At 62.5% G+C, this 20762-nt stretch carries 24 protein-coding genes; all 24 read left to right on the forward strand.

The annotated features are described in order from the left end of the window. Nucleotides 1-21: 21 nt before the first annotated feature. The gene (locus AC07N6_RS05075) at nt 22-879 is read left to right on the forward strand and encodes an HpcH/HpaI aldolase family protein (protein ID WP_494781220.1); all 858 of its coding nucleotides are present in this window, start codon (nt 22-24) and stop codon (nt 877-879) included. Between the two features lies 1 nt (nt 880). Next, nucleotides 881-2425 (forward strand): acetolactate synthase large subunit, encoded by a 1545-nt coding sequence (locus tag AC07N6_RS05080; protein WP_494781221.1) that lies wholly within the window; start codon nt 881-883, stop codon nt 2423-2425. 26 nt (nt 2426-2451) lie between these two features. Beyond that, nucleotides 2452-3345, forward strand: a complete 894-nt coding sequence (locus AC07N6_RS05085) for a substrate-binding domain-containing protein (RefSeq protein WP_494781222.1) — start codon at nt 2452-2454, stop codon at nt 3343-3345. A 131-nt stretch (nt 3346-3476) separates the two neighbouring features. Beyond that, complete coding sequence (locus AC07N6_RS05090) at nt 3477-4604, forward strand: porin (protein ID WP_494781223.1); 1128 nt, start codon at nt 3477-3479, stop codon at nt 4602-4604. Nucleotides 4605-4669: 65 nt separating this feature from the next. Beyond that, nucleotides 4670-4969, forward strand: a complete 300-nt coding sequence (locus tag AC07N6_RS05095) for a hypothetical protein (protein WP_494781224.1) — start codon at nt 4670-4672, stop codon at nt 4967-4969. Nucleotides 4970-5065: 96 nt separating this feature from the next. Further along, nucleotides 5066-5332, forward strand: coding sequence for a flagellar biosynthesis protein FliQ (gene fliQ / locus AC07N6_RS05100; protein WP_494781225.1), 267 nt, complete (start codon nt 5066-5068; stop codon nt 5330-5332). A 36-nt stretch (nt 5333-5368) separates the two neighbouring features. Next, nucleotides 5369-6136 (forward strand): flagellar biosynthetic protein FliR, encoded by a 768-nt coding sequence (locus AC07N6_RS05105; RefSeq protein ID WP_494781226.1) that lies wholly within the window; start codon nt 5369-5371, stop codon nt 6134-6136. After that, the gene (locus tag AC07N6_RS05110; RefSeq protein ID WP_494781227.1) at nt 6136-7224 is read left to right on the forward strand and encodes an EscU/YscU/HrcU family type III secretion system export apparatus switch protein; all 1089 of its coding nucleotides are present in this window, start codon (nt 6136-6138) and stop codon (nt 7222-7224) included. The genes AC07N6_RS05105 and AC07N6_RS05110 overlap by 1 nt, the downstream gene beginning before the upstream one ends. After that, complete coding sequence (locus tag AC07N6_RS05115; protein ID WP_494781228.1) at nt 7221-9266, forward strand: flagellar biosynthesis protein FlhA; 2046 nt, start codon at nt 7221-7223, stop codon at nt 9264-9266. Before AC07N6_RS05110 ends, AC07N6_RS05115 begins: the two co-directional genes overlap by 4 nt. 67 nt (nt 9267-9333) lie before the next feature. Continuing rightward, on the forward strand, nt 9334-10062 hold the full coding sequence (locus tag AC07N6_RS05120; protein WP_494786243.1) for a flagellar hook-basal body protein: 729 nt from the start codon (nt 9334-9336) through the stop codon (nt 10060-10062). 36 nt (nt 10063-10098) lie between these two features. Continuing rightward, entirely contained in the window at nt 10099-10899 is an 801-nt protein-coding gene (gene flgG / locus AC07N6_RS05125; RefSeq protein WP_494781230.1) for a flagellar basal-body rod protein FlgG, read from the forward strand. A gap of 154 nt (nt 10900-11053) precedes the next feature. Further along, complete coding sequence (flgA, locus tag AC07N6_RS05130) at nt 11054-11893, forward strand: flagellar basal body P-ring formation chaperone FlgA (RefSeq protein ID WP_494781288.1); 840 nt, start codon at nt 11054-11056, stop codon at nt 11891-11893. Beyond that, nucleotides 11890-12471: a flagellar basal body L-ring protein FlgH gene (locus AC07N6_RS05135; RefSeq protein ID WP_494781231.1), complete on the forward strand. Its 582-nt coding sequence runs from the start codon at nt 11890-11892 to the stop codon at nt 12469-12471. Before flgA ends, AC07N6_RS05135 begins: the two co-directional genes overlap by 4 nt. Beyond that, entirely contained in the window at nt 12471-13613 is a 1143-nt protein-coding gene (locus AC07N6_RS05140) for a flagellar basal body P-ring protein FlgI (protein ID WP_494781232.1), read from the forward strand. The genes AC07N6_RS05135 and AC07N6_RS05140 overlap by 1 nt, the downstream gene beginning before the upstream one ends. A gap of 34 nt (nt 13614-13647) precedes the next feature. After that, nucleotides 13648-14031: a flagellar basal body rod protein FlgB gene (locus AC07N6_RS05145; protein WP_494781233.1), complete on the forward strand. Its 384-nt coding sequence runs from the start codon at nt 13648-13650 to the stop codon at nt 14029-14031. Between the two features lie 82 nt (nt 14032-14113). Beyond that, the gene (flgC, locus tag AC07N6_RS05150) at nt 14114-14554 is read left to right on the forward strand and encodes a flagellar basal body rod protein FlgC (protein WP_494781234.1); all 441 of its coding nucleotides are present in this window, start codon (nt 14114-14116) and stop codon (nt 14552-14554) included. Further along, nucleotides 14551-14856: a flagellar hook-basal body complex protein FliE gene (gene fliE / locus AC07N6_RS05155; RefSeq protein ID WP_494781235.1), complete on the forward strand. Its 306-nt coding sequence runs from the start codon at nt 14551-14553 to the stop codon at nt 14854-14856. Before flgC ends, fliE begins: the two co-directional genes overlap by 4 nt. A gap of 55 nt (nt 14857-14911) precedes the next feature. Further along, the gene (fliF, locus tag AC07N6_RS05160) at nt 14912-16366 is read left to right on the forward strand and encodes a flagellar basal-body MS-ring/collar protein FliF (RefSeq protein WP_494781236.1); all 1455 of its coding nucleotides are present in this window, start codon (nt 14912-14914) and stop codon (nt 16364-16366) included. Beyond that, entirely contained in the window at nt 16363-16974 is a 612-nt protein-coding gene (locus AC07N6_RS05165; RefSeq protein ID WP_494781237.1) for a hypothetical protein, read from the forward strand. Before fliF ends, AC07N6_RS05165 begins: the two co-directional genes overlap by 4 nt. After that, the gene (locus AC07N6_RS05170) at nt 16971-17744 is read left to right on the forward strand and encodes a FliH/SctL family protein (RefSeq protein WP_494781238.1); all 774 of its coding nucleotides are present in this window, start codon (nt 16971-16973) and stop codon (nt 17742-17744) included. The genes AC07N6_RS05165 and AC07N6_RS05170 overlap by 4 nt, the downstream gene beginning before the upstream one ends. Then, nucleotides 17741-19066 (forward strand): FliI/YscN family ATPase, encoded by a 1326-nt coding sequence (locus AC07N6_RS05175; RefSeq protein ID WP_494781239.1) that lies wholly within the window; start codon nt 17741-17743, stop codon nt 19064-19066. Before AC07N6_RS05170 ends, AC07N6_RS05175 begins: the two co-directional genes overlap by 4 nt. Continuing rightward, nucleotides 19063-19557 (forward strand): hypothetical protein, encoded by a 495-nt coding sequence (locus AC07N6_RS05180; RefSeq protein ID WP_494781240.1) that lies wholly within the window; start codon nt 19063-19065, stop codon nt 19555-19557. Before AC07N6_RS05175 ends, AC07N6_RS05180 begins: the two co-directional genes overlap by 4 nt. After that, nucleotides 19554-20369 carry a hypothetical protein gene (locus tag AC07N6_RS05185; RefSeq protein ID WP_494781241.1) on the forward strand — a complete coding sequence of 272 codons (816 nt, stop codon included), beginning with the start codon at nt 19554-19556 and terminating at the stop codon, nt 20367-20369. The genes AC07N6_RS05180 and AC07N6_RS05185 overlap by 4 nt, the downstream gene beginning before the upstream one ends. Next, the gene (locus AC07N6_RS05190; protein WP_494781242.1) at nt 20359-20760 is read left to right on the forward strand and encodes a flagellar hook assembly protein FlgD; all 402 of its coding nucleotides are present in this window, start codon (nt 20359-20361) and stop codon (nt 20758-20760) included. Before AC07N6_RS05185 ends, AC07N6_RS05190 begins: the two co-directional genes overlap by 11 nt. Nucleotides 20761-20762 lie beyond the last annotated feature (2 nt).

The following is a 20762-nucleotide window of genomic DNA, read 5'->3' on the forward strand; positions in this document are numbered from 1 at the left end:
ATCCACCGAGAGAGAAACATCATGTCGCAAACACGCCTCAACAGCATCATCGCCGCCTTCGAGGCCGGCAAGCCCGCCTTCGCGGCGTTTTCCAAACTGGACCGGCAGAGCGCCATCGAGATGAGCGACGCGCCCTATGACGGCATCGTCTTCGAGATGGAGCACAACCCCTACGATGTCAGCGCCCTGGGCGATGCATTGCAGTACATGCTCAACCGCAAGAAGATCGCCGAAACCGGTTCGGTGGCGCCGGGCGTCACGCCGCTGGCGCGCATCCCTGCCAACGGCGCCGAGATGAACCAGTCCTTCGCCAAGCAGGTGCTGGACCGCGGCGTCTACGGCGTGATCTGGCCGCACGTTGCCACCGTCGAGCAGGCCTACAACGCGGTGGCGTCATGCCGCTACGCCCGTCCGAAGAACGCGCCGCTGTATGAACCCAAGGGCGTGCGCGGCGATGGCCCGGCCAATGCCTCGCGCTACTGGGGCCTGTCGATGGACGAGTACTACAAGAAGGCCGACGTCTGGCCGCTGGCGCCGGAGGGCGAGCTGCTGGTGGGCCTGATGTGCGAAAGCACCCAGGCCATCGAGAACCTGGACGATATCCTCAAGAACGTGCCCGGCATCGGCTTCATCCTGATCGGCGAGGGCGACCTGTCGCAGGAGCTGGGCTTCCCGCGCCAGTACGAGCATCCGGAAGTGGTGGATGCGATGCGCCGCATCGTCGATACCTGCCACAAGCACAAGGTGGTGGTCGGCAATCCGCACGTCACCGGCAAGAACCACCGCCGCCTGCAGGAAGAGGGCTACCGTTTCCTGATGTCGGCGCCGCAGCGCAGCTACGGCGTGGTCGGCCTGGGCCGCGAGATGGCGGGTTACTGAGATGAACGGCGCCGAAAGCCTGGTCGCGACCCTGGTGGAGCAGGGAGTGGATATCTGCTTCGCCAATCCCGGCACCTCGGAGATGCATTTCCTGGCGGCCCTGGAGAACCCGAAGATGCGCAGCGTGCTGTGCCTGTTCGAAGGCGTGGCCACCGGCGCGGCCGACGGCTGGTACCGCATGAAGGACACGCCGGCCTCCACGCTGCTGCACCTGGGGCCGGGGCTGGCCAACGGCCTGGCCAACATCCATAACGCCAAGCGCGCCGCGTCGGGGATGGTCAACATCATCGGCGAGCATTCGACCTCGCACCTCAAGTACGATCCGCCGCTGACGTCCGACATTGAAGGCCTGGCGCGTCCGCTGTCGCACTGGGTGCGGCGCGCGGACTCGGCCGGCGCGATCGCCTGGGACACTGCCAAGGCGGTGGCCAAGGCGTCCGAACATCCGGGCCGGATCGCCACGCTGATTTTGCCCGGCGACACTTCCTGGCAAGAGGCGGGCGCGCCTGTCGTGGCGCCGCGTGCTGCCGCCGTGCGCAAGAAGCCTGACGCCGCGCGCATCGAGCATGTGGCGCGCGTGTTGCGTTCGGGCGAGCCGGCGCTGATCATCCTGGCCAACAAGGCCACGCGCGGCGCGGCGCTGGAGAAGGCCGGCCGTGTCGCCGCCGCGACCGGCGCGCGGCTGGGTTCGCAATTTTTCACCGCGCGCATCGAGCGCGGCGCGGGACGCGTGCCGATCGAACGCATCCCTTATGCGGTGCCGCAGGCACAGGCTTTCCTGCGTGGCTTCAAGCACATCATCACGGTGGAGACGCGTGAGCCGGTTGCCTTCTTCAGTTATCCGGACAAGCCCAGCCTGCTCAAAAGCGAAGGTAGCGTGGTGCATCCGCTGGTGGAAGATGACGAGGACAGTGCGTTGGCGTTCGACATGCTGCTCGACGCGCTGGGCGCCGCCAACATCTCGCCCATCCTGCAGCCGCGCATCGAGACGCCGGTGCCGACCGGCGCCCTGAATCCGGTCAGCGTGGCGCATGCGCTGGCGGCCGCCTTGCCGGAAAACTGCATCCTGGTGGATGAGTCGCTGACCACCGGCCGCGAGTCGATGGGCCACACCATGGGGGCCTTGCCGCACGACCTGATCAACAACATGGGCGGTTCGATCGGCTACGCCACGCCGGTGGCGACCGGCGCCGCGCTGGCCTGCCCGGACCGCCGCGTGTTCTGCATGGTCGGCGACGGCAGCGCGATGTACACCATCCAGTCGCTGTGGACCCAGGCGCGCGAGAACCTGAACATCACCACCATCATCTTCGCCAACAACAGCTACGCCATCCTCAAGGCCGAGTACGCCAACATGGGCGCCGGCACGCCGGGTAAGCGCGCGCTGTCGATGATCGACATCGACCGTCCGCGCATCGACTGGCTGGCCATGGCCAAAAGCATGGGCGTGCCGGCCGTAGCGGTCGACACCGCCGAAGGCTTCCACAAGGCCATGGTCGATTCGACCCGCGAGCCTGGCCCGTCGCTCATTGAGGTGCGGCTGTAATTTCTTCCAAACAAGGAGTGGACAACATGACTACCACCACAAGCGGAGCGCCGACGTTGCGCACCAACCTGGCCGAATACGCGGTCACCAAGGCGATGCGCGACGGCCGCGTCAGCTCGGACCTGGTCAAGCTGGACTTCTGCGGGCCGACCCCGGCGCACAACGGCTTCAAGGCCATGGTGCGCGAGAACCAGTTCGACGCCGGCGAACTGGCCATCGTCACCTTCCTGCAGGCCAAGGCCTACGGCAAGCCCTACGTGCTGCTGCCGACCCCGATCTCGGGCCGTTTCCAGCACCACTGCGCCGGTTACAACATCGACTTCGGCCAGCTCGATCCGAAAGACATCGAAGGCAAGAAGGTCGGCGTGCGCACCTACACCCAGACCACCGCGCTGTGGATCCGCGGCATCCTGCGCCACGAATACGGGGTCGACCTCGACCAGGTCACCTGGATGACGCTGGGCGACGGCCACCTGGCCGAATACAGCGACCCGGCCAATTGCCAGCGTCTGCCCAAGGGGGCATCGATCCCGCAGATGATGCTCGACGGCGAACTGGCTGCGGCTTTGCTGGGCGAAGACATGCCCAAGGACCCGCGCGTGCGCACGCTGGTGCCCAATGCGCAGGACGCGGCCAAGGACTGGTTCGCGCGCGAAGGCGTGGTGCCGATCAACCATATGTTCGCGGTGCATCAGGACATCTCGAAGCAGCATCCGGAGATCGTGCGCGAGCTGTATCGCATGATCGTCGAGAGCCGTGCGCAGGCTGAAGGCGTGCCGGCGATCTTCCCGCCGATCGGGCTGGAAGCCAACCGCAAGGGCATCCAACTGGCCATCGATTGGGCGCTGGACCAGAAGATCATCCCGCGCCGCCTGTCGGTGGATGAACTGTTCGACGACGTCACGGCCGCACTGGGCTGAACGTATCGAGGGAAGGGGGACGAGGGGGACGAGGAGAAATAACAATAAAAAGCAGAACGGCTGCGTCGCCCACAGCGGCGACGCAGCATCAATTCAATTAAATCCAATAATAAAAAATAACGGAGACCACCATGAAAAGGAAGTTTGCCATCGCCATGTGCGGTGCGGCGACGTTCGCCGTATCGGCCTCGGCACAAGAGACCCAAGGGACCCAAGGAAGCATGAGCCAAAGCTCGGTGAGCATTTTTGGCGTGCTTGATACCGGCGTCGAATATGTTCGCGGCGTCAGTCTTGGAAACGGCACCACCGGCAACCAGTTCCGCGTCGGCTACGGCGCCACGCCATCGCGCCTCGGCTTCAGGGGGATCGAAGACCTGGGCGGAGGAATGCGCGCGCTCTTCACGCTGGAGGCCGGCATCCAGGTCGACACCGGCGCTTCGGCCCAGTCGCGCCTGTTCGGCCGCCAAGCCTTTGTCGGGCTGGCGGGCGACTACGGCACCATCTCCCTGGGGCGCCAGTACACCATGCGTTACTACGGCATGCTGGATGCGGATATTTTTGCGGCCGCTTCGCAAGGCCTGGGGTCGCTGGACAGCGGCATTCCCAATGCCCGCGCCGACAATTCCATCTCCTGGCGCAGCAACCCCGGCACGTTCAGCGGCGGCGTGAACTACAGTTTCGGCCGCGACACCGCATCGGCCAACAATCCTACCGCCACCAATTGCCCGGGCGAATCGACCGACAAGAAGCAATGCCGCGAATGGTCCGTGATGGGCAAGTACGACGCCGGCGGCTGGGGCCTGGTCAGCGCCTATGAACGCCAATACGGCGGCACCGCCGCCACCTATGGCGGACTGACCTCATCGGCACTGACCGACAGCCGCCTGACGGTGAACGGCTACGCCAAGTTCGGGCAGATCCAGCTTGGACTGGGGTGGCTCAAGCGCAACAACGAGGGCAGCACCACACCCAAGAGCAACCTGTACTGGATCGTCGCCGCCCAGCCGGTAGGGGCGACGGTGGTGCTCGACGGCATGCTGGCGATGAACAAGTTCGAGGACTCGCCCAACAAGGCGGTGCTGCTCACCTTGCGCGGCACCTACCTGTTCTCCAAGCGCACTTCGGTGTACCTCTCGGTTTCCAGCATGAACAACAGCGGCACGCTGGCCAGCCCGGTCAGCACCAATGCGCCTGGAGTCGGGCCGTTGCCGGGGGGATCGCAGCAGTCGCTGATGGCGGGTATCCGGCACACCTTCTGATTGTTATTGCCGGTCGGGATGGAATTGAGGCGTCGTGTTCAGGCACGGCGCTTTTTTTATGCACGATGCTTGCTCGAGAGCGCCGCCATGTCGCACCGCTGGTCGCCATGCAGCAGCATGCTCGATCCGGGCGGGCGGTGTTTCGTGAGTATAAGTTTTTCAAAATAGAGATTGAATTTATTTTAGATGTTTTTTTTGGGGAGGAAAGGAATGCGGCTTGCCGCAAGGATGGACAAGAAATTATTGGGACAATCGAGAGAAATTTTCGATGTTCCCTTCCGTTTGATAGGCGCTACCGATCAATTAAATTAAAACGCGCCGTCATCGATTTATCGTTTATTCGGATATCTGTTGTCCTGCATTGACGCCCCGTTTGGCGGATTGCTAACCTGATCGCGCTTCTTCTTCATTGACTTTGGCGATATGGTCGGCAAGCGGCCGGCATCGCAGCAGGAAAAATCATGCACGCCGATATGGCCCTGAAAATGATGGCCGACATGTTATGGACAGGCCTGTTAATTTGCGCCCCGGTATTGGGTATCGGTCTGGTGGTCGGCCTGTTGATCAGTATTTTGCAGGTGGTGACGCAGATTCAGGAAATGTCCCTGACCTTCATCCCCAAGTTATTTGCGGCCGGTGTCACCCTTATCGTCTTTGGCCCATGGATGTTGCATCAGTTGACGCAGTTCTCCCGCCGTTTATGGAGTGGGATTCCAGGGCTATTCTGAGTTGAATCGCCGCTGATTTTTTTAGATTCATAAAAGATGGACGTCCAATCCTGGCTGCTGACGGTCTTTATGATTTCGCTGCGACTGACCGCGGCGCTGATGATCACGCCGGTCATGACCGCATTGAATATGCCAGCCGTTGCGCGTGTCCTGTTTGTGGTGGCGATGGCGTCCGGATTGGCGCTGTCCTTCCCTGAGGTGGGCTGGACGGGGCGCTTGACGGCCGGTGATTTATTCCAGGGGGCATTGCAGGAAATGGCGTTGGGCGCATTGCTGGGCTTGAGTGTGATGATGGCATTTGCCGCCGCGTCGATGGCGGGCGCGATCCTCGACGTGCAGATCGGCTACGGCATCGCCCCGGTGTTCGATCCGTTGACGCGACGCCATTCGCCTATCCTGACGTCGGCTTTCGGGTTGGCAGCGGTCATGGTGTTTTTCCTGGTCAACGGGCATCACGCACTGATGCGCGCATTGGCATATGGCCTCGAACGATTTCCTCCCGGCCGCCCCTGGGATCTGGAGCAGTCGGCAGGGCACTTGTTCAAGCAGGCCGGCGGCATGTTCGGCCTGGGTTTTTCCCTGGCGGCGCCGGTGGTCTTTTGCATCCTGCTGGTGGAGATCTGCCTGAGCGTAATTGCGCGGAACCTGCCGCAGATGAATATGTTCGCGATAGGTATCCCAATCAAGGTCGGCGCCGGCATCGCAGCCCTTGCGTTATGGGTTCCCGCTGCGGGAGAGGCCATGGGACGTATTTATCAAGTCATCTTCACCACCTGGGAAGGCATGCTCGGAGGAGCTTCCTGATGGCAGGCGAAGAAAGCGATCGCAGCCAGGAGGCAACGCCGCACAAGCTTAGCGAAGCGCGCAAGCGCGGCCAGGTGGCCAAGAGCGCGGATATGAACGCCGCGCTGGTGATGGCCGTCTTGCTGGTTTACGTTTCCTGGCGGGGATGGCGCGACGTACAGGAGCAATTGCGCTTCGACCAGGCGTTGCTGAATCTGGTTGGGAGGATGGATGCCAGTCCTGCCGTGCTGTGGCAGCTGCTTTCGGCCAGCATCATGCATGGCCTGACGCTGCTGGCCCCCTTGGCGATGGCAATCATGATCACCGGCATCGTCGCCAACCTGATGCAGACAGGCCCGATCCTGTCGACGCATCCGCTCGGTCCGGAATGGAGCAAGCTCAATCCGGCAACGGGATTGAAACGGCTGCTTTCTGTGCGCACGTTGTTCGACGCGGCGCGGGCCTGCCTCAAGATGGTGTTGCTGGGTTGGGCGGCATATTGGGTCTTGAAGCCGCTGGCCTCGCAATTTCACGGGCTGGGCCGCTACAGCGCGACCGAGTACATGCGCCTTCTGATTGAGGATATTGCCTCGTTGGGATGGGGCATGGTCTTGGCAATGGGCGCCATCGCGGTGTTGGATCGTTTGTATGTGCGACGCGAATTCGCAAAAAAGCTTCGCATGAGCCATCGTGAGATTCGTGATGAACACAAGAACCGTGAAGGCGACCCGAGAATCCGTGCCCGGCTGCGCGAATTGCGGGCTGAGACGCTCAAGCGCAGCAAGGCGGCGAGCAAGACGCGGCAGGCCGATGTGCTGGTGACCAACCCCACCCATTTGGCAATTGCCCTGCGCTACGAACATGGAAAGATGGAGTCGCCGCAAATGCTGGCCAAGGGAGCCGGCGCGGTGGCAGATGCGATGCGCCGGGTCGCGGCGCGGCACAATATCCCGGTGGTGAGGAACCGTACGCTGGCCCGCAAGCTGTTTCGGGAGCTGGATTCCGATGATTTCGTTCCGCCGGCCTTGTATGCCGAAGTGGCCAAGATCATCGTATGGGTGTTTGCCATGCGCCGGGCCAATGAGGCAAGTGCGGAAGGTCGGTCATGACAGCCAATTTGAGGGCACTGCTCAGCCGCAACGCCGATGTCGCCATGGTGATAGCGGTGATGGGGGTGATGGCGGTGTTGTTCATCCCCATCCCAGGCGTTCTGCTCGATTTTCTGATCCTGGCGAATTTCAGTTTTGCCTTTCTGATCTTGCTGCTGACGTTCTATGTGGCGCGGCCGGTGGAGTTTTCCACTTTCCCGTCGATGCTGCTGATTGCAACCTTGTTCCGCCTCGCGCTGAACGTGGCGGCGACGCGGCTGATTTTGGCCGATGGCGAAGCCGGCAAGGTGATTGACGCAATCGGTTCCTACGTGGTCGGTGGCAATTACGTGATTGGACTGATCGTCTTTTTCATTCTGATCGTCGTGCAGTACGTCGTTATCACCAATGGCGCCCAGCGGGTTTCCGAGGTGGCTGCGCGCTTCACGCTGGACAGCATGCCCGGCCAGCAGATGAGTATCGACGCCGATCTCAATATGGGTTTCATCGACCAGACAGAGGCGCAGCGGCGGCGCAAGAATCTGGAGAAGGAATCCGGCTTCTACGGCGCGATGGATGGCGCCAGCAAGTTCGTCAAGGGCGACGCCATCGCCGGGATCATCATCTTGCTGATCGATATCGTCGGCGGCCTGATGATCGGCATCATGCAAAAAGGCATGCCATGGGGGCAGGCGCTGCAGACGTACACCTTGCTGACCATCGGCGACGGCATCGTCACCCAGGTGCCGGCGCTGGTGATCGCCTTGGGCACCGGCATCATCGTTACGCGTTCGTCGGCAGACGCCAACTTGAGCCGTGAGGTGGCGCGCCAGCTGACGTCTTTTCCCAAGATCCTGCTGATGGTGGCCGGGGCGTTGGCCATCCTGTCGGCGCTGCCCGGGCTTCCGGCCTGGCCGATATTGATATTGCTGTCCGGCGTCTTGGGTTTGTGGTGGTTGGCGCGCCACCTCGCAAGTGCCGATCTGCCGGATGCGCCGGTGAACGAGGCCAGCGGGGATGGCGTTGGGGACGATCCTTATGCGGCGCTGAAGGTCGATCCGGTCGAGGTTCACGTCGGCAGCCGGTGGGCTGCCGCGATCAGGCAACCGGAGAGCATCTTCTCCGAACGTATCTCTTTGTTTCGCAAGCAGCATGCGCTGGAATTCGGACTGGTATTGCCCGAAGTGCACTTGCGCGAGGTCAGCCGTGTGGCGGGCGACAGGTATGAAATTCATCTGGACGGGGCGTTGGCCGCCCGCGGCGAAATCCGCCTCGATCGTCTGCTGGCGATTCATCCCACGGGCGATCTGCGGTCCGTCGCTGGCGAGCCGACCAAGGAACCGACCTACGGTCTGCCGGCGTTATGGATTGAGGAGGCGCAGCGGGCCGCTGCGGTGGCGGCGAAATTTACCATTGTCGATCCGCAGACGGTGTTGATGACGCATCTTACCGAGGTGTTGCGCCGCGAATCCTCCAGCTTGTTGACGCGCGCCGAGACCGAAAAACTGTTGGAGCGGGTGCGGGATGGCCAGCCCGGCCTGGTGGAGGAAGTGATACCGACCGTATTGTCGGTCAGCGAGGTCCAGAAGGTGTTGCAAAATCTTCTGAAAGAGAAGGTGAGCATCCGCCACATGGAGGCGATCCTGGAGGCGCTGGCCGAGGCGGGCCGGCATGGAAAGGATACCCATTACCTGACTGAAGCGGTGCGCCATCGCCTGGGCAAGGTCATTTGCCAGCAATTGCTGGGAGAGGCGCAGGCACTGCATGTCATGACCCTGGATCCGGCGCTCGAGAGCCGCTTGATGCAAAGCCTGAGCCCGTCCGATGGCGCGCAGCCGGCCATGCTGGAGCCGGCATTGAGCGAGCAGTTGCTGGCGGCAATGGTGCAGCAGTCGGAGCGGATGATGAAGAGCAACTTGTTGCCGGTGCTGCTCTGCGCTCCGGAATTGCGCCGCCACATGCGCAACTTGTCGGATCGGGTGATGCCGCATTTGCGCATCCTTGCAATGACCGAGATTGCACCGTCGGTCGAATTGAAATCCTATTCGGTAGTGACACTGTAAGCGATCGCCGGCAAGCCTGGCGGCAGCGTGATTTGATACGTGAGAGGGAGGTGGTATGGCAGACGTATTGGCGACGGCATTGCTCAGCATGCGCCATGACATTGCGCGCATGGAACAGGTCGCCATGAACATGAGCAATGTGGCAACGCCAGGCTACAAGCGCGGCTTGAACGTAGCGAATGCGCCTGCGGCATCGCCAGGCTCGTTTGGCGAACTCTGGAATGCGGGCATGCAGGACCGGTTGCCGGGGGCGGCCGATGAACGGAGCTGGGCGGACATGCGTCCGGGAACATTGAAATCGACTGGACAACGCCTGGATCTTGCGTTGTCCGGCGCCGGTTTCTTTGAAATACAAACCGCCCACGGGCCTGCCTATACCCGCCAGGGAAACTTCAGGACGGATGAGCGGGGGCGGATGGTCACCATGCAGGGATACCCGGTGATGGCAAGGAACGGGGATATCTTTCTTTCCACTGCGCAGCCGTTTATCGATGCCGACGGCAATGTCATCGAAGGCAACCGCCAGGTGGGGCAGTTGAAGATAGTCCAGTTCGACCGCCCGGAAAGCTTGCGCCGGCTTGGCGATGGGCTCTACGCGCCAGGCGAGGGCATGCATCAGTTGGTCGATGGCGAGATTCGGGTGCGCCAGGGATATCTGGAGAATTCGAATGTCAGTTCAGCCCATGAGATGGTGCAGATGATGCAGACCATGCGCCACTTCGAGTCGATGCAAAAGATGACGCAGGCGTATGACGACATGATCGGCAATGCCATCCGCAAGCTTGGAGAAATGTGATGCCGGCCATTTTGCCGGAAGCCATAAGGAACAATCATGATTGATGCACTTTATATCGGCGCCACGGGAATGCAGGCGCAACAGTTGAACGTCGACACCATTGCCAACAACATGGTGAATCTGAACACGACAAGCTTCAAGCGGGGGCGGGTCGGGTTTTCCGACATGGTCGTCGCGGGCGCCAACGCGCCTCAGGACGCCGTTCAAGTCGAGCATGGCGCCGGCATATTCGCGCAGTCTTCCCATCGCCGCGGAGCCGGCGTCGGCGTCGGGGGCTTGACCAAACTGTTCGATCTTGGCGACATCAAGAAGACCGACATGCCGCTCGATGTTGCGATCCAAGGCACGGGATTCTTGGCGATTGCCATGCCGGATGGCTCCCATGCATATACGCGTGGCGGTTCCTTGAAGGTCAATACCGAAGGCCTGCTGGCCACGCAAGCCGGATATCCCTTGAGTCCGGGCATTGCTATCCCTGAAAACGTCCGTTCCATCACCATCACCGGCGATGGGAAGGTCATGTTGTCGGTGGCCGGCCAGTCGTTGCCGGTGGAAGCGGGCGCCATCGAAATGGTGCGGTTCGCCAACGCCGGCGCACTGAGCGCGCAAGGCGACAACGTGTATGTCGCCAGCCACGCCTCCGGCGAAGCAATATCGGCAAAACCCGGGGAGGATGGCCTGGGTCTGCTGCAACAAGGCTATCTGGAAGGTTCGAACGTGAAGATGGTCGACGAGATGGTCAGCCTCATGGTGGCCCAGCGCGCCTACGAGGCCAGCGTCAAGGTGGTCCAGGCCTCCGATGAAATGCTGGGGATGATCAACAATCTGCGTCGCTGATCCGGTGGTGGCCCGATTGCACGCAACGCGCCTCCCATTGTTCATGGGACTGCTTGCCGCAAGCCTGATCAATGTGCAGGCTGCAGCGGCTGGCATCGGTATCGAATTAAAGCGTCAGGTGCGCTTGCCGCATGCGCAGATCGTGTTGGGCGACGTGGCCGAGCTGAAATCCACGGACGAAGACACGTTGCAGCGGCTGAAGAAAATCCGTTTGGGGCAACTGCCGCCATCGGGACGGGCCAGGCTGGTGCGTGCGCAGATCGAGCAATGGATAGCCATGCAGATGGCGGGGCGTCGCCTGCAGTTGCAATGGACTGGCGCCCGGCAGGTGGACATCGAATTGTTGGCCGGAACCGTTTCGGGGGAAAGGCTGGCCGCGGCCGCCCGGCAGGCGCTGCAAGCCTGGCTGGCGGAACGGGTCGGACGCAGCGATGTGGTGCAGGCGGCGCCGGTGCCGGCGTTGACGATCCCGAGCGCAGGCGCCATACGTCTGCAACCGCGCCTGCCGGATTTCGGCAAGCAGGTGCCGGCGCGTAGCCGGGTATGGGTCGATGTTTGGATGGACGATGCGTTGCTTCGGACCGTTCCGGTCCAGTTCGATATCCGCGCCTATCGCGCGGCCTATGTGGCGACAGGGGAAATGGGCGCTGGCCGCATGGTGCGCAGCGAACAGTTCGAAATACGTCCGGTCAATATCGCCGGGCTGGAGGCGCCGGTGGCGGTGCGTGCCGCGCCGGCAGCGTGGCGCCTGAAGCGCACGCTGGCACTGGGAAGCGTCTTGCTGGAAAGCCAGATCGAAGAGGCGCCGGCCGTCGTACGCGGCGAAGCGGCAATCCTGCAGTCGCGCTTTGGCGGGATCGTTCTGGAAAGTACGGTGCAGGTCTTGCAGGATGGATTGCCCGGCCAGATGGTGAAAGTCAGGCCGGCGTCAGCCAATGAGGCGGTCATGGCAAGAGTAATCAAAGCGGGATTGCTGGAGATGAATGAGAAATGAAGAATGCATGCGGAACATTGTTGATGGCGGCCATTCTTTTGCCGGCGGCCATGAACGTCCACGCGGAGAGCCTGTATCGGGAGGATGAATTCCATTCGCTGACAGCAGACAACAAGGCATTCCGGGTGGGGGATATGGTGACGGTCCAGGTGTTGGAGCAATCCAGCGCCAGCGCCAATGCGGATACCACTACGCGCAGGAAGAACGGCATCAACGCCGATTTCAGCCTGACGCGCCATCCGAACACTGCGGCAGGCATGCACATGGCCGGCGACTTCGACGGTGGAGGACGCACGCAGAGAGCCGCCAAGCTGCTGGCTCAGCTGACGGTGTCCGTGGTTTCCATCTTGCCTAACGGCGATTTGCAATTGGCGGGAGAGCAGGTGCTGTTCGTCAATGGCGAGGAACAACGGGTGAAACTGGAAGGGCGAGCCCGGCGTCTGGACATATCAGAAGGCAACCTGATCCTCTCGACCAGGCTGGCCGATGCCAGGATCACCTACGTGGGCGAAGGCGAACTGTCGGAGCGCCAGCGCCGCGGCTGGTGGCGACAATTCCTGGATTGGTTGGGGTTCTGATGGCCTGGATCAAAAAGATGTCGATGGCGTTGGTAGGGGCCCTGACAATATCGTTGGCGTTTGCCGGCCAGGCCGAAGCCGCAGCGGCGGATGCCGTGCGGGTCAAGGACCTTGGGCGCATGCAAGGATGGCGGGATAACGCCATCGTCGGGTATGGCATCGTCACCGGCCTTGCCGGAACCGGGGATTCCGCAACCAACAAGACGACGCGCCAGGCCCTGGCCAATGTGTTTTCCCAATTCAACCTGACCATCGCGCCCGAGCAGGTGCAAAGCCGTAACGTGGCGATCGTGCTGGTGACCGCGGCCTTGCCGACCTTCGCGCACGAGGGCGATACGCTCGACGTCACCGTCACTTCGGCGGGCGACGCGCGCAGCCTGTTGGGCGGGACGTTGCTGATGACGCCTCTGAAAGCGGCCAACGGCCGTATCTACGCCCTGGCGCAAGGGCCTCTTTCGGTGGGCGGCTACCGCTACGATGCCAATGGCAACGTGGTGCAGAAAAACCACCCCACGGTCGGAGCGGTGCCGGGGGGCGCCATCGTGGAGGTCGGGCTTGATGCGCAGATCATGAATGCCCGCCAGGAAATCGTCTTTTTGCTCGCCGAACCGGACTATACGACCGCTTCGCGCATTGCGGCCGCAATCAACCTGAAATTCGGGGAAGGCCGGGCACGGGCCAGGGATGCCGCGGGCGTCGCCATCCAGGTGCCGGAACACAGTCGGGAGCAGTTGACCAACTACATCACCGGAATCGAAGGCGTGATGGTCGAGCCGGATCGCCGCGCCAAGGTGGTGATCAATGAACGTACCGGCACGGTGGTATCGGGCGGGGACGTGCGCATTTCCAGGGTGGCGATTTCCCATGGCGACCTGAAGATATCGATCAGTACCCAAAACTACGCATCGCAGCCGTTCTTTGTGGGTACGGGAGGGCCGGGAGTGCGCACCGAGATCGTCAGCAATACCAAGGTCGAGGTGGATGAAAGCAATGGGGCCGGATTCATCTCGGCCAGCAACAACACGGTGGCCGACCTGGTGCAGTCGCTGGTGCGAGTCAAGACCAATACGCGCGACATCATCTCCATTTTGCGTGCGGTCAAGGCCGCGGGTGCGCTGCATGCGGAGCTGGTGGTGCAATGAGTTTTACATATCCGAACAACGACAGGAGCCAATCATGCTGAGCGGAACCGAATCCATTACCACCGCCGCGCTGGGACTGGCCCTGGATGCGGCCAGCCAGCGCCATCAGGTCATCGCCGGCAACATCGCCAATGCCGACGCGGTCGGTTATGTGCCGATGCGTCTGCGGTTTTCTGAGGAAATCGAACTGCTGCAGCAAGGATTGCAACGGGGCGAGCGCCTCGATGCATCCGCATTGTCCGCCTTCCAGACGCGGATCGAATCCGTTTCGCAAGAGAGCGGTGTATCGACAAAGGTGCGGCTTGACCAGGAAATGGCGGAAATGTCGGCCAACGCCTTGCAGTATCAAGCGCTGATTCGCGCCTTGAACAGGCATCTTTCGATTTTGGGCAGCGCCGCCGCGGACGGCAAACGCTAGGGCCTGATCGCATTGGATCTGCGGCCGTGGATGCCGCAGATTGCATGGGAGCAGGATTGGATAACCTGAAGGAACACAACTGATGGACTACACGCAAATATTTGCCATTAGCGCCGCCGGCATGGCGGCCGAACGAAGCCGGGTGGACATCGCGGCGTTGAATCTGGCCAACGCCAATACCGCGCAAGCCGAAAACGGCATTGCATTCAAGCCGCTGCGGGCGGTGATCCACCATTCCGGCTGGCTTGCGCCCGGATTTTCCGGCGTGGTCGACGAGCGCATGCTTGCATCCTTATCGCCCGCCGTCAGGATTGAACCCTCCTTTGCCGCGCCGCGGCTGATGCATGAACCTGCCCATCCGTTGGCCAATGCCAAGGGGTTCGTCGCCTATCCCGGCGTCGATACCGCGCTGGAGATGATGACGGTAATGAGCGCCACGCGCGCCTATGAAGCAAACGTGGCGGCCTTGAATGCCTCCAGGACGATGGCGCTCAAGGCCCTGGATATCGGAGGTGCGGGATGACAATCGAGGCAATTGCAGGCGTGAACGCACACCTGCCGCTACAGGTGACGCCGGCGCTGCCGGCGGCAGCGGCCGGACCGTCGGGCGAATTCATGCAAATGGTCAGCCGCGGGTTGGGCGAGGTCAATACCCAGTTGCTGGCGGGGCAGGCCGATATGCAACAGCTGGCAACCGGCAATGTACAGAGCCTGCATCAGGTGATGATTCGCATGGAGGAGGCCAAGCTGTCCTTTCAATTGTTCATGCAGGTACGCAATCGCGTTCTTGAAAGTTATCAGGACCTGATGCGGATGTCGGTATAGGACCGGAGCGCGTCGTCGTGATGACGCGCTCTTCATATGATGGCAGGAGTTCGGTGTGAAAGAACTATGGGAAAGATTGGGGCAGCGCGCCCGTATGGGCCTGTTGGCGGGCGTGCTGCTGATCGGTGCGGCGATGGCTGCGGCTGTTTGGTGGATCAGGGCCGATTATCAGGTGCTGTTCTCGGACCTTAATGCGCAAGATGCGGGAGCGATGGTCGCCGAACTGGACAAGATGAAGGTCCCTTACAAGTTGGCCGATGGCGGGACTTCGATTTCGGTGGACAAGGAGATTGTTCACCAGACGCGATTGAAGCTCATGAGCCGTGAACTTCCGCTGCACGGCACACTGGGCTTCGAGTTGTTCAACAACAGCGATTTCGGCATGACCGAATTCGCGCAGAAGGTCAACTACCAGCGTGCGTTGCAGGGGGAAATCACGCGCACCATCCTGTCCCTGTCGGAAATCAGGTCGGCCAGGGTGCATCTGGCCTTGCCGGAGGAGGGCTTGTTCAAGCGCGCATCCAGCGCACCCAAGGCATCGATCACGCTGGGGGTAAAGCAGGGGCGGGTCTTGCGTCCGGAACAAGTCAGCGGGATTCAGCGTTTGGTCGCAGCGGCGGTGCCGGGAGTGGTCATGGCCGATGTGACGGTGATCGACGAGCACGGCGTGGCCTTGACGCGCCAGGAAAACCAGGGGGCCGAGAGCAGCGGCAGCCTGGAGCTGAAGAAGGAGACCGAGCGCTATCTCACCCGCAAGGTGGCGGAGGTGCTGGACAAGACCTTCGGGCCCGGGCAGGCGATTGCCAGCGTCGATGTCAGTCTCGACATGGATCAGATCCGACGCACTGTGGAAGATGTGCTGGCGCCGCCGGCCCAGGAAGGCGCGCTGCAGACAGGAACCGTGGTGCGCGAACGGGAAACGATCAGGGAAGGCGGTGCGCCACTGGACGTCAAGGCTGGCGCCGCCGGATCGAGTTCGCAGCGCGAAATCGATTACAGCGTCGGCAGGAAGATCGAAAGCGTGGTCAGGAATCCGGGAACCATTCGCCGGATCGCTGTCGTGGCGGTCGTGAAAAAACCGCTCGACACTCTCCAGCTGGAGCAACTCAGGACGCTGGTGGCAGCATCGGTGGGAGCGTCTTTCGAGCGAGGCGACGCCGTGGTGGTCCAGATGCTTGGCGCCTTGGCCACGGTTGAGCAACAGGCCCAGGCATTGCCGCCAGCCGTGGGCGGCACGGGCGAGAAGACGCCAGCGGCGCCAGCGGAAAAGGCGGCGCAGGCAATGGATCTGGGCGACATGTCGATCCACCAGGCGATCTACGCCGCATTGGCATTGCTGGCGGCGCTATCGCTGCTTGCCGCCATCCGCTTCGTTGGGCGGCGACATGCCCAGGCCGCGCAAGCTGCGCCGATCTTGTCGGATGAAAAACGCGCCATGCTGGCCGAGCAGTTGAGCGCCTGGCTGGAAGGGCGCGAACCGATCGGCAAGGCGGGAGGGGGGCCTGCGTGAGTATTGCTTTCGCCGTCCGGCGCAGCGCGTTGGTGCTGCATACCTTGCCATCTCCTGATCGGGATGCCGTGCTGCAGCACCTGAGCCCTGAGCAACGAGACATGCTGATGCCGTTGTTGCAAGAACTGCGCGAGCTTGGCATGCCCGCCGACCAGGGGCTGCTGGAGCAGGCCCTGGCCGCAATGTCCGGGGATGGGAACAAGGATTGTGCGAACACGGAGCCTGCTTCCGATGCCCGGCCACCGCCTTGCGTCCATGAGGTGCTGCTGTCCAGCCTTGCTCCCGAACAGATCGCCATGCTGTTGCATGCCCAGCCTGTGGAATTGGCGGGGCGCCTGCTGGTCTCCCGGTCGTGGGACTGGACTGAGGCCGTGCTCGATTTGCTGGAGCCTTCGATGCGTCGCCAGATTGAAGCACTGACCCATGCCGAGCATGTATTCGCGCCACGCTTGAGCCAGGCCGTGATCCGGTACATGGCCGGACAGGCGGCCGACTTGCGCGTGGCCCCCATTGCCGTGGCGGACACAATGCGTGAAGGGGCCGGTCGTCGCTTGATTCAGCGGCTGTCCCGTTTGCTTGCGGGGCGCCGGGAGCGGAATGCGCCATGAAGATGCCAATCGCGGATTCTCCGGTCTTGAAGCAGGTTGCCGTTCGAGGGGCGCCCCGGGTGCTCATGCAGACGCCGCGTCCGACTCCTGCTGGTTCCGATCCGGCGGCGTCGGCCGCCATACCCGAAAGTCGTTATGAAGACCGGCCGCATCAAACATCGGCGATTGCTGCGCAGCCACAGCAGCAGAGCGGCTTTGACGAAGGTTTCGCCAGCGGTCGCGAGCAGGGGCATGAAAGCGGCTACGAGGCGGGACGGCAGGAAGGGGAAAAGCGGGGGTATGAGGAAGGATTGCGTCGCGGCAGGCAAGATGCCCAGCGTCCGTTGGATGCCCAGCGCGAGGAACTGCTCAGCCAGCAGAAGCGGCTGGAACAATTGAGTGAGGCGATTTCCGCCGAATTCTCGCGGTGGTGCCGCGATAGCGAAACCGAATTGGTGGCCATAGCGCATGCGGCAGTGTTCAAGATCTTGGGCGACGCCATGGGGACGGACCACGGCGTGGCCGGCGTAGTGCGGCACGCACTGGCGCAAGCGCGGGAGGCCGTCCAGCTTCGTGTGCATCCGGATGACCTGGCCGTGTTGCAGCAACAGTTCCAGTCTTGCCAGGCAGGTCGTCCCATCGACCTGGTGGCGGACGACGAAATCTTGTTGGGCGGTTGCCTGATCCGGACATCCGCCGGCACGCTGGATGCCCGGCTGGAGTCGCAGTTGCGGGCCTTTACGGACTTGTTGCTGGACGTGCATGCTCAACGGCAGGAGGAGCAGCCATGAGGGCGGCTTACCGGGAGGCGCTAAAGGGCGCCGACTTCGTCCGCAGGATCGGCTATGTCCGCGAGCTTTCCGGTTTGGCGGTCGAGGCTGCCGGGCCGGATGTGGCCGTTGGGGAATTGTGCCGGATTTATCCACGCGCCGCTTGCGCCGCCCCAGCGGGCGAGGGCGTGTTGGCGGAGGTGGTGGGGCTGCGTTCTGGCGCCGTGATCCTGATGCCTTATGGTTCCTTGCAGGGACTGTCGGCCGGTTGCGAGGTCGTGGCGCTGGGAAGGCAAGCGTCCATTGGCGTGGGCGATGCCTTGCTGGGACGGGTGATCGATGGTTTTGGCGCGCCCCTTGACGCAGGCGCGGAGCCGGTAACGCATGTGCGGCGGGCGCTCAAGGGAACGGCGCCCAATCCGATGCAGCGCCCACCCGTATCGCATGTCCTGGAGACGGGAGTGCGTGCCATCGATGGGCTGCTGACCTTGGGGCTGGGGCAGCGAGTGGGCATCTTCGCCGGCAGCGGGGTCGGTAAAAGCACCTTGTTGGGCATGATTGCGCGTCATGTGAAGGCTGACATCAACGTCATTGCGCTCATTGGCGAGCGCGGGCGCGAGGTCAGGGAATTCATCGAGAAGCAATTGGGGCCGCAAGGCATGGCCAGGTCGGTGGTGGTCGTGGCCACTGCCGACCAACCGGCTCTGGCCAGGGTCCGGGCGACCTATGCCGCCATCGCGATTGCGGAGCATTTCCGGGATGCGGGCAAGCAGGTGCTGCTGACGATGGACTCGGTCACGCGATTGGCGATGGCGCGTCGCGAGATCGGCTTGTCCGCCGGCGAGCCGCCGACAGCGCGCGGTTATACGCCGTCGGTGTTTGCCGAGTTGCCTGAGCTTTGCGAGCGCTGCGGTACGGCGCCCTCCGGCGGCTCCATCACCGCATTGCTGACGGTGCTGGTGGAAGGCGACGATCTGAACGAGCCGGTTTCAGACAGTTTGCGTGCCATCCTGGACGGCCATTTTGTCCTGAGCCGCCAGCTTGCCCATGAGGGGCACTATCCCGCCTTGGACATACTCAAGAGCGCCAGCCGGCTGATGTCAGATCTGAGCACGCCGCCGCAGCGCGCCGCGGCGACCGCTGCGGTTCGCCATCTGGCGCTGCTCGAACGCAACCGGCACATGCTGGACATGGGGGCCTATGAAGCGGGCGGCAATCCGGAGCTGGATCGGGCCCTTGAGAAAAAATCCGCCCTGCATATGTTCTTGCGGCAGCAGGAGGGCGGCGTGCCGCTGGCAGAGACGATGCACGCGTTGCAGAACATCGATGGCGGTGGCGCATGAGTGCCAACGTCGATTTGCGCATCTTTTCCTATCCGCTGTCGGCTCTGCTGGAGAAGCGGCGTTGGGAACTGGAGCGTCGCCAGGAAGAGCTCGCTCAGGCAGATGCACAAGCGGCACGGACGCGTGGAGCGCTGACCGAGTTGCACGCTCACATCCGATCCCAGCGCGAACACCTGCTGAACGGCCAACGGCAAAGCCTGCGGCCGGAGTGGCATCGACAGTCGCTGCTGTATCTGGCCGGGCAGCAGGCCCAATCCGAGGCGTTGGTCAATACGATGGAGCAGCAGCGGCGCCATGCCTGGGGATTGCGCCGGCAATGCTTGCGCATGCACGCCGGTATCAAAGCGCTGGAGGAACATCGGCAAGCCTTGCTGGATGAGCATATCCAGGAAGAACGGCGGCGCATGGCGGCGGAGATGGATAAAGCCTGGATAACGCGCACCGCGTGGCTGTCGGGCCTGGCCAAAGGCAAGATAAGGAGAGTGGAATGACGATTTCCTCATTGATGGCGCATCGGCAGGCGCGGGGCGATACCGTGGCCATGCCGCAACCTGCTGGCGTGGATGCGGCAGGAACCGATCGTGTCGTTTGGCAGCGCGAAATGGAGCGAGCCCAGATCGAGGGTTGGCTCGGGCGCTCGGTGGCGTTGCCGGACCGGGCGGCTGGGCCGCAAAAGCCCCAGGCGTCGTCGCCAGACGACCCTCCCTCTCCGCGGGCTCCGGCATCCGGCCTGGCGACGCAAGGCAATGCACATCGGGCTCCTGTAGCGGAAATTCCTTCAGGGCGTGCCGCGCGCTACGCCCCTGCCGGTTCGACCGCCGCATTCATGCAAGCCAGGTCGCGCCTGTCCTGGGCTGCGCCGCCAGTGGCGCTCGCGCACTTGCCGCAATCGTTGACCGCAGTCGGCGCCGGGGAGCGCGCCTACATCGCCGTCGGCCATGGCCGGTATGCATATGGCGAAGTGTTGTCGGGACCATCGCAGCCTGAAGCCGGTGCGCACGCACCGGTGCGGCTGACCATGGAACGTATGGAAAACGGCGTTCGCCTGTGGTTGGGCGTCGACCGCGGCGCATTGCCGCAGAGCGTGCTGGAACTGCTTGTCGGACGGTTGCGGGGCACGCTGGACAAGGCCGGCATGCCGCTGCTGGCCGTCATGTGCAACGGCAGCGCGTATCGCTCACCGCTGGCGACGAAGTCGGTGTCTCCAGCCGAGGCGCCCATGGACCTGGCCGAGGTGTTGCCGGAGGCCGGCGACAGACCCTTTTTGGACATTGTTGAGACGAGGAAGCGTAATGGCGATTGAATCGATTAGCGGCAACCCGGCGGCGGCATCCAGCCGCCTGAACATGCAGGATTTTCTGAAGGTCTTGCTGACCCAGCTGAATTATCAGGATCCACTCAAACCGGTGGACAACCAGCAATTCATGGCGCAGATGGCGCAGTTCACGTCACTGGAACAGACCCAGCAGCTCAACAACAAGCTGGACCAGTTGATTTCCACGCAGTCTGCCCTGCAGTCGGTCGGACTGATCGGGCGAACCGTGGATGTGATGTCGGAGTCGGGGGCGGGGACGGCGAGCGGCATCGTCCGCTCGTTGTCGCTCAATGGCGCCACGCCGCAATTGACCGTGCAAAGCACCACCGGAGAAATCATGAGCGGCATCACGTTGGCCCAGATATCGGCGGTTCGCTGACG

The sequence above is a fragment of the Herbaspirillum sp. GW821-FHT09A12 genome, from assembly GCF_059418325.1.

Coding starts and splice junctions, on each gene's coding strand:
- AC07N6_RS05175 (WP_494781239.1), top strand. CDS start 17,741: ATGAGGGCGGCTTACCGGGAGGCGCTAAAGGGCGCCGACTTCGTCCGC.
- AC07N6_RS05075 (WP_494781220.1), top strand. CDS start 22: ATGTCGCAAACACGCCTCAACAGCATCATCGCCGCCTTCGAGGCCGGC.
- AC07N6_RS05135 (WP_494781231.1), top strand. CDS start 11,890: ATGAAGAATGCATGCGGAACATTGTTGATGGCGGCCATTCTTTTGCCG.
- AC07N6_RS05105 (WP_494781226.1), top strand. CDS start 5,369: ATGGACGTCCAATCCTGGCTGCTGACGGTCTTTATGATTTCGCTGCGA.
- AC07N6_RS05140 (WP_494781232.1), top strand. CDS start 12,471: ATGGCCTGGATCAAAAAGATGTCGATGGCGTTGGTAGGGGCCCTGACA.
- fliE (WP_494781235.1), top strand. CDS start 14,551: ATGACAATCGAGGCAATTGCAGGCGTGAACGCACACCTGCCGCTACAG.
- AC07N6_RS05190 (WP_494781242.1), top strand. CDS start 20,359: ATGGCGATTGAATCGATTAGCGGCAACCCGGCGGCGGCATCCAGCCGC.
- AC07N6_RS05085 (WP_494781222.1), top strand. CDS start 2,452: ATGACTACCACCACAAGCGGAGCGCCGACGTTGCGCACCAACCTGGCC.
- fliQ (WP_494781225.1), top strand. CDS start 5,066: ATGCACGCCGATATGGCCCTGAAAATGATGGCCGACATGTTATGGACA.
- flgC (WP_494781234.1), top strand. CDS start 14,114: ATGGACTACACGCAAATATTTGCCATTAGCGCCGCCGGCATGGCGGCC.
- AC07N6_RS05095 (WP_494781224.1), top strand. CDS start 4,670: ATGCTTGCTCGAGAGCGCCGCCATGTCGCACCGCTGGTCGCCATGCAG.
- AC07N6_RS05170 (WP_494781238.1), top strand. CDS start 16,971: ATGAAGATGCCAATCGCGGATTCTCCGGTCTTGAAGCAGGTTGCCGTT.
- flgG (WP_494781230.1), top strand. CDS start 10,099: ATGATTGATGCACTTTATATCGGCGCCACGGGAATGCAGGCGCAACAG.
- AC07N6_RS05080 (WP_494781221.1), top strand. CDS start 881: ATGAACGGCGCCGAAAGCCTGGTCGCGACCCTGGTGGAGCAGGGAGTG.
- AC07N6_RS05090 (WP_494781223.1), top strand. CDS start 3,477: ATGAAAAGGAAGTTTGCCATCGCCATGTGCGGTGCGGCGACGTTCGCC.
- AC07N6_RS05185 (WP_494781241.1), top strand. CDS start 19,554: ATGACGATTTCCTCATTGATGGCGCATCGGCAGGCGCGGGGCGATACC.
- AC07N6_RS05180 (WP_494781240.1), top strand. CDS start 19,063: ATGAGTGCCAACGTCGATTTGCGCATCTTTTCCTATCCGCTGTCGGCT.
- AC07N6_RS05115 (WP_494781228.1), top strand. CDS start 7,221: ATGACAGCCAATTTGAGGGCACTGCTCAGCCGCAACGCCGATGTCGCC.
- AC07N6_RS05110 (WP_494781227.1), top strand. CDS start 6,136: ATGGCAGGCGAAGAAAGCGATCGCAGCCAGGAGGCAACGCCGCACAAG.
- AC07N6_RS05145 (WP_494781233.1), top strand. CDS start 13,648: ATGCTGAGCGGAACCGAATCCATTACCACCGCCGCGCTGGGACTGGCC.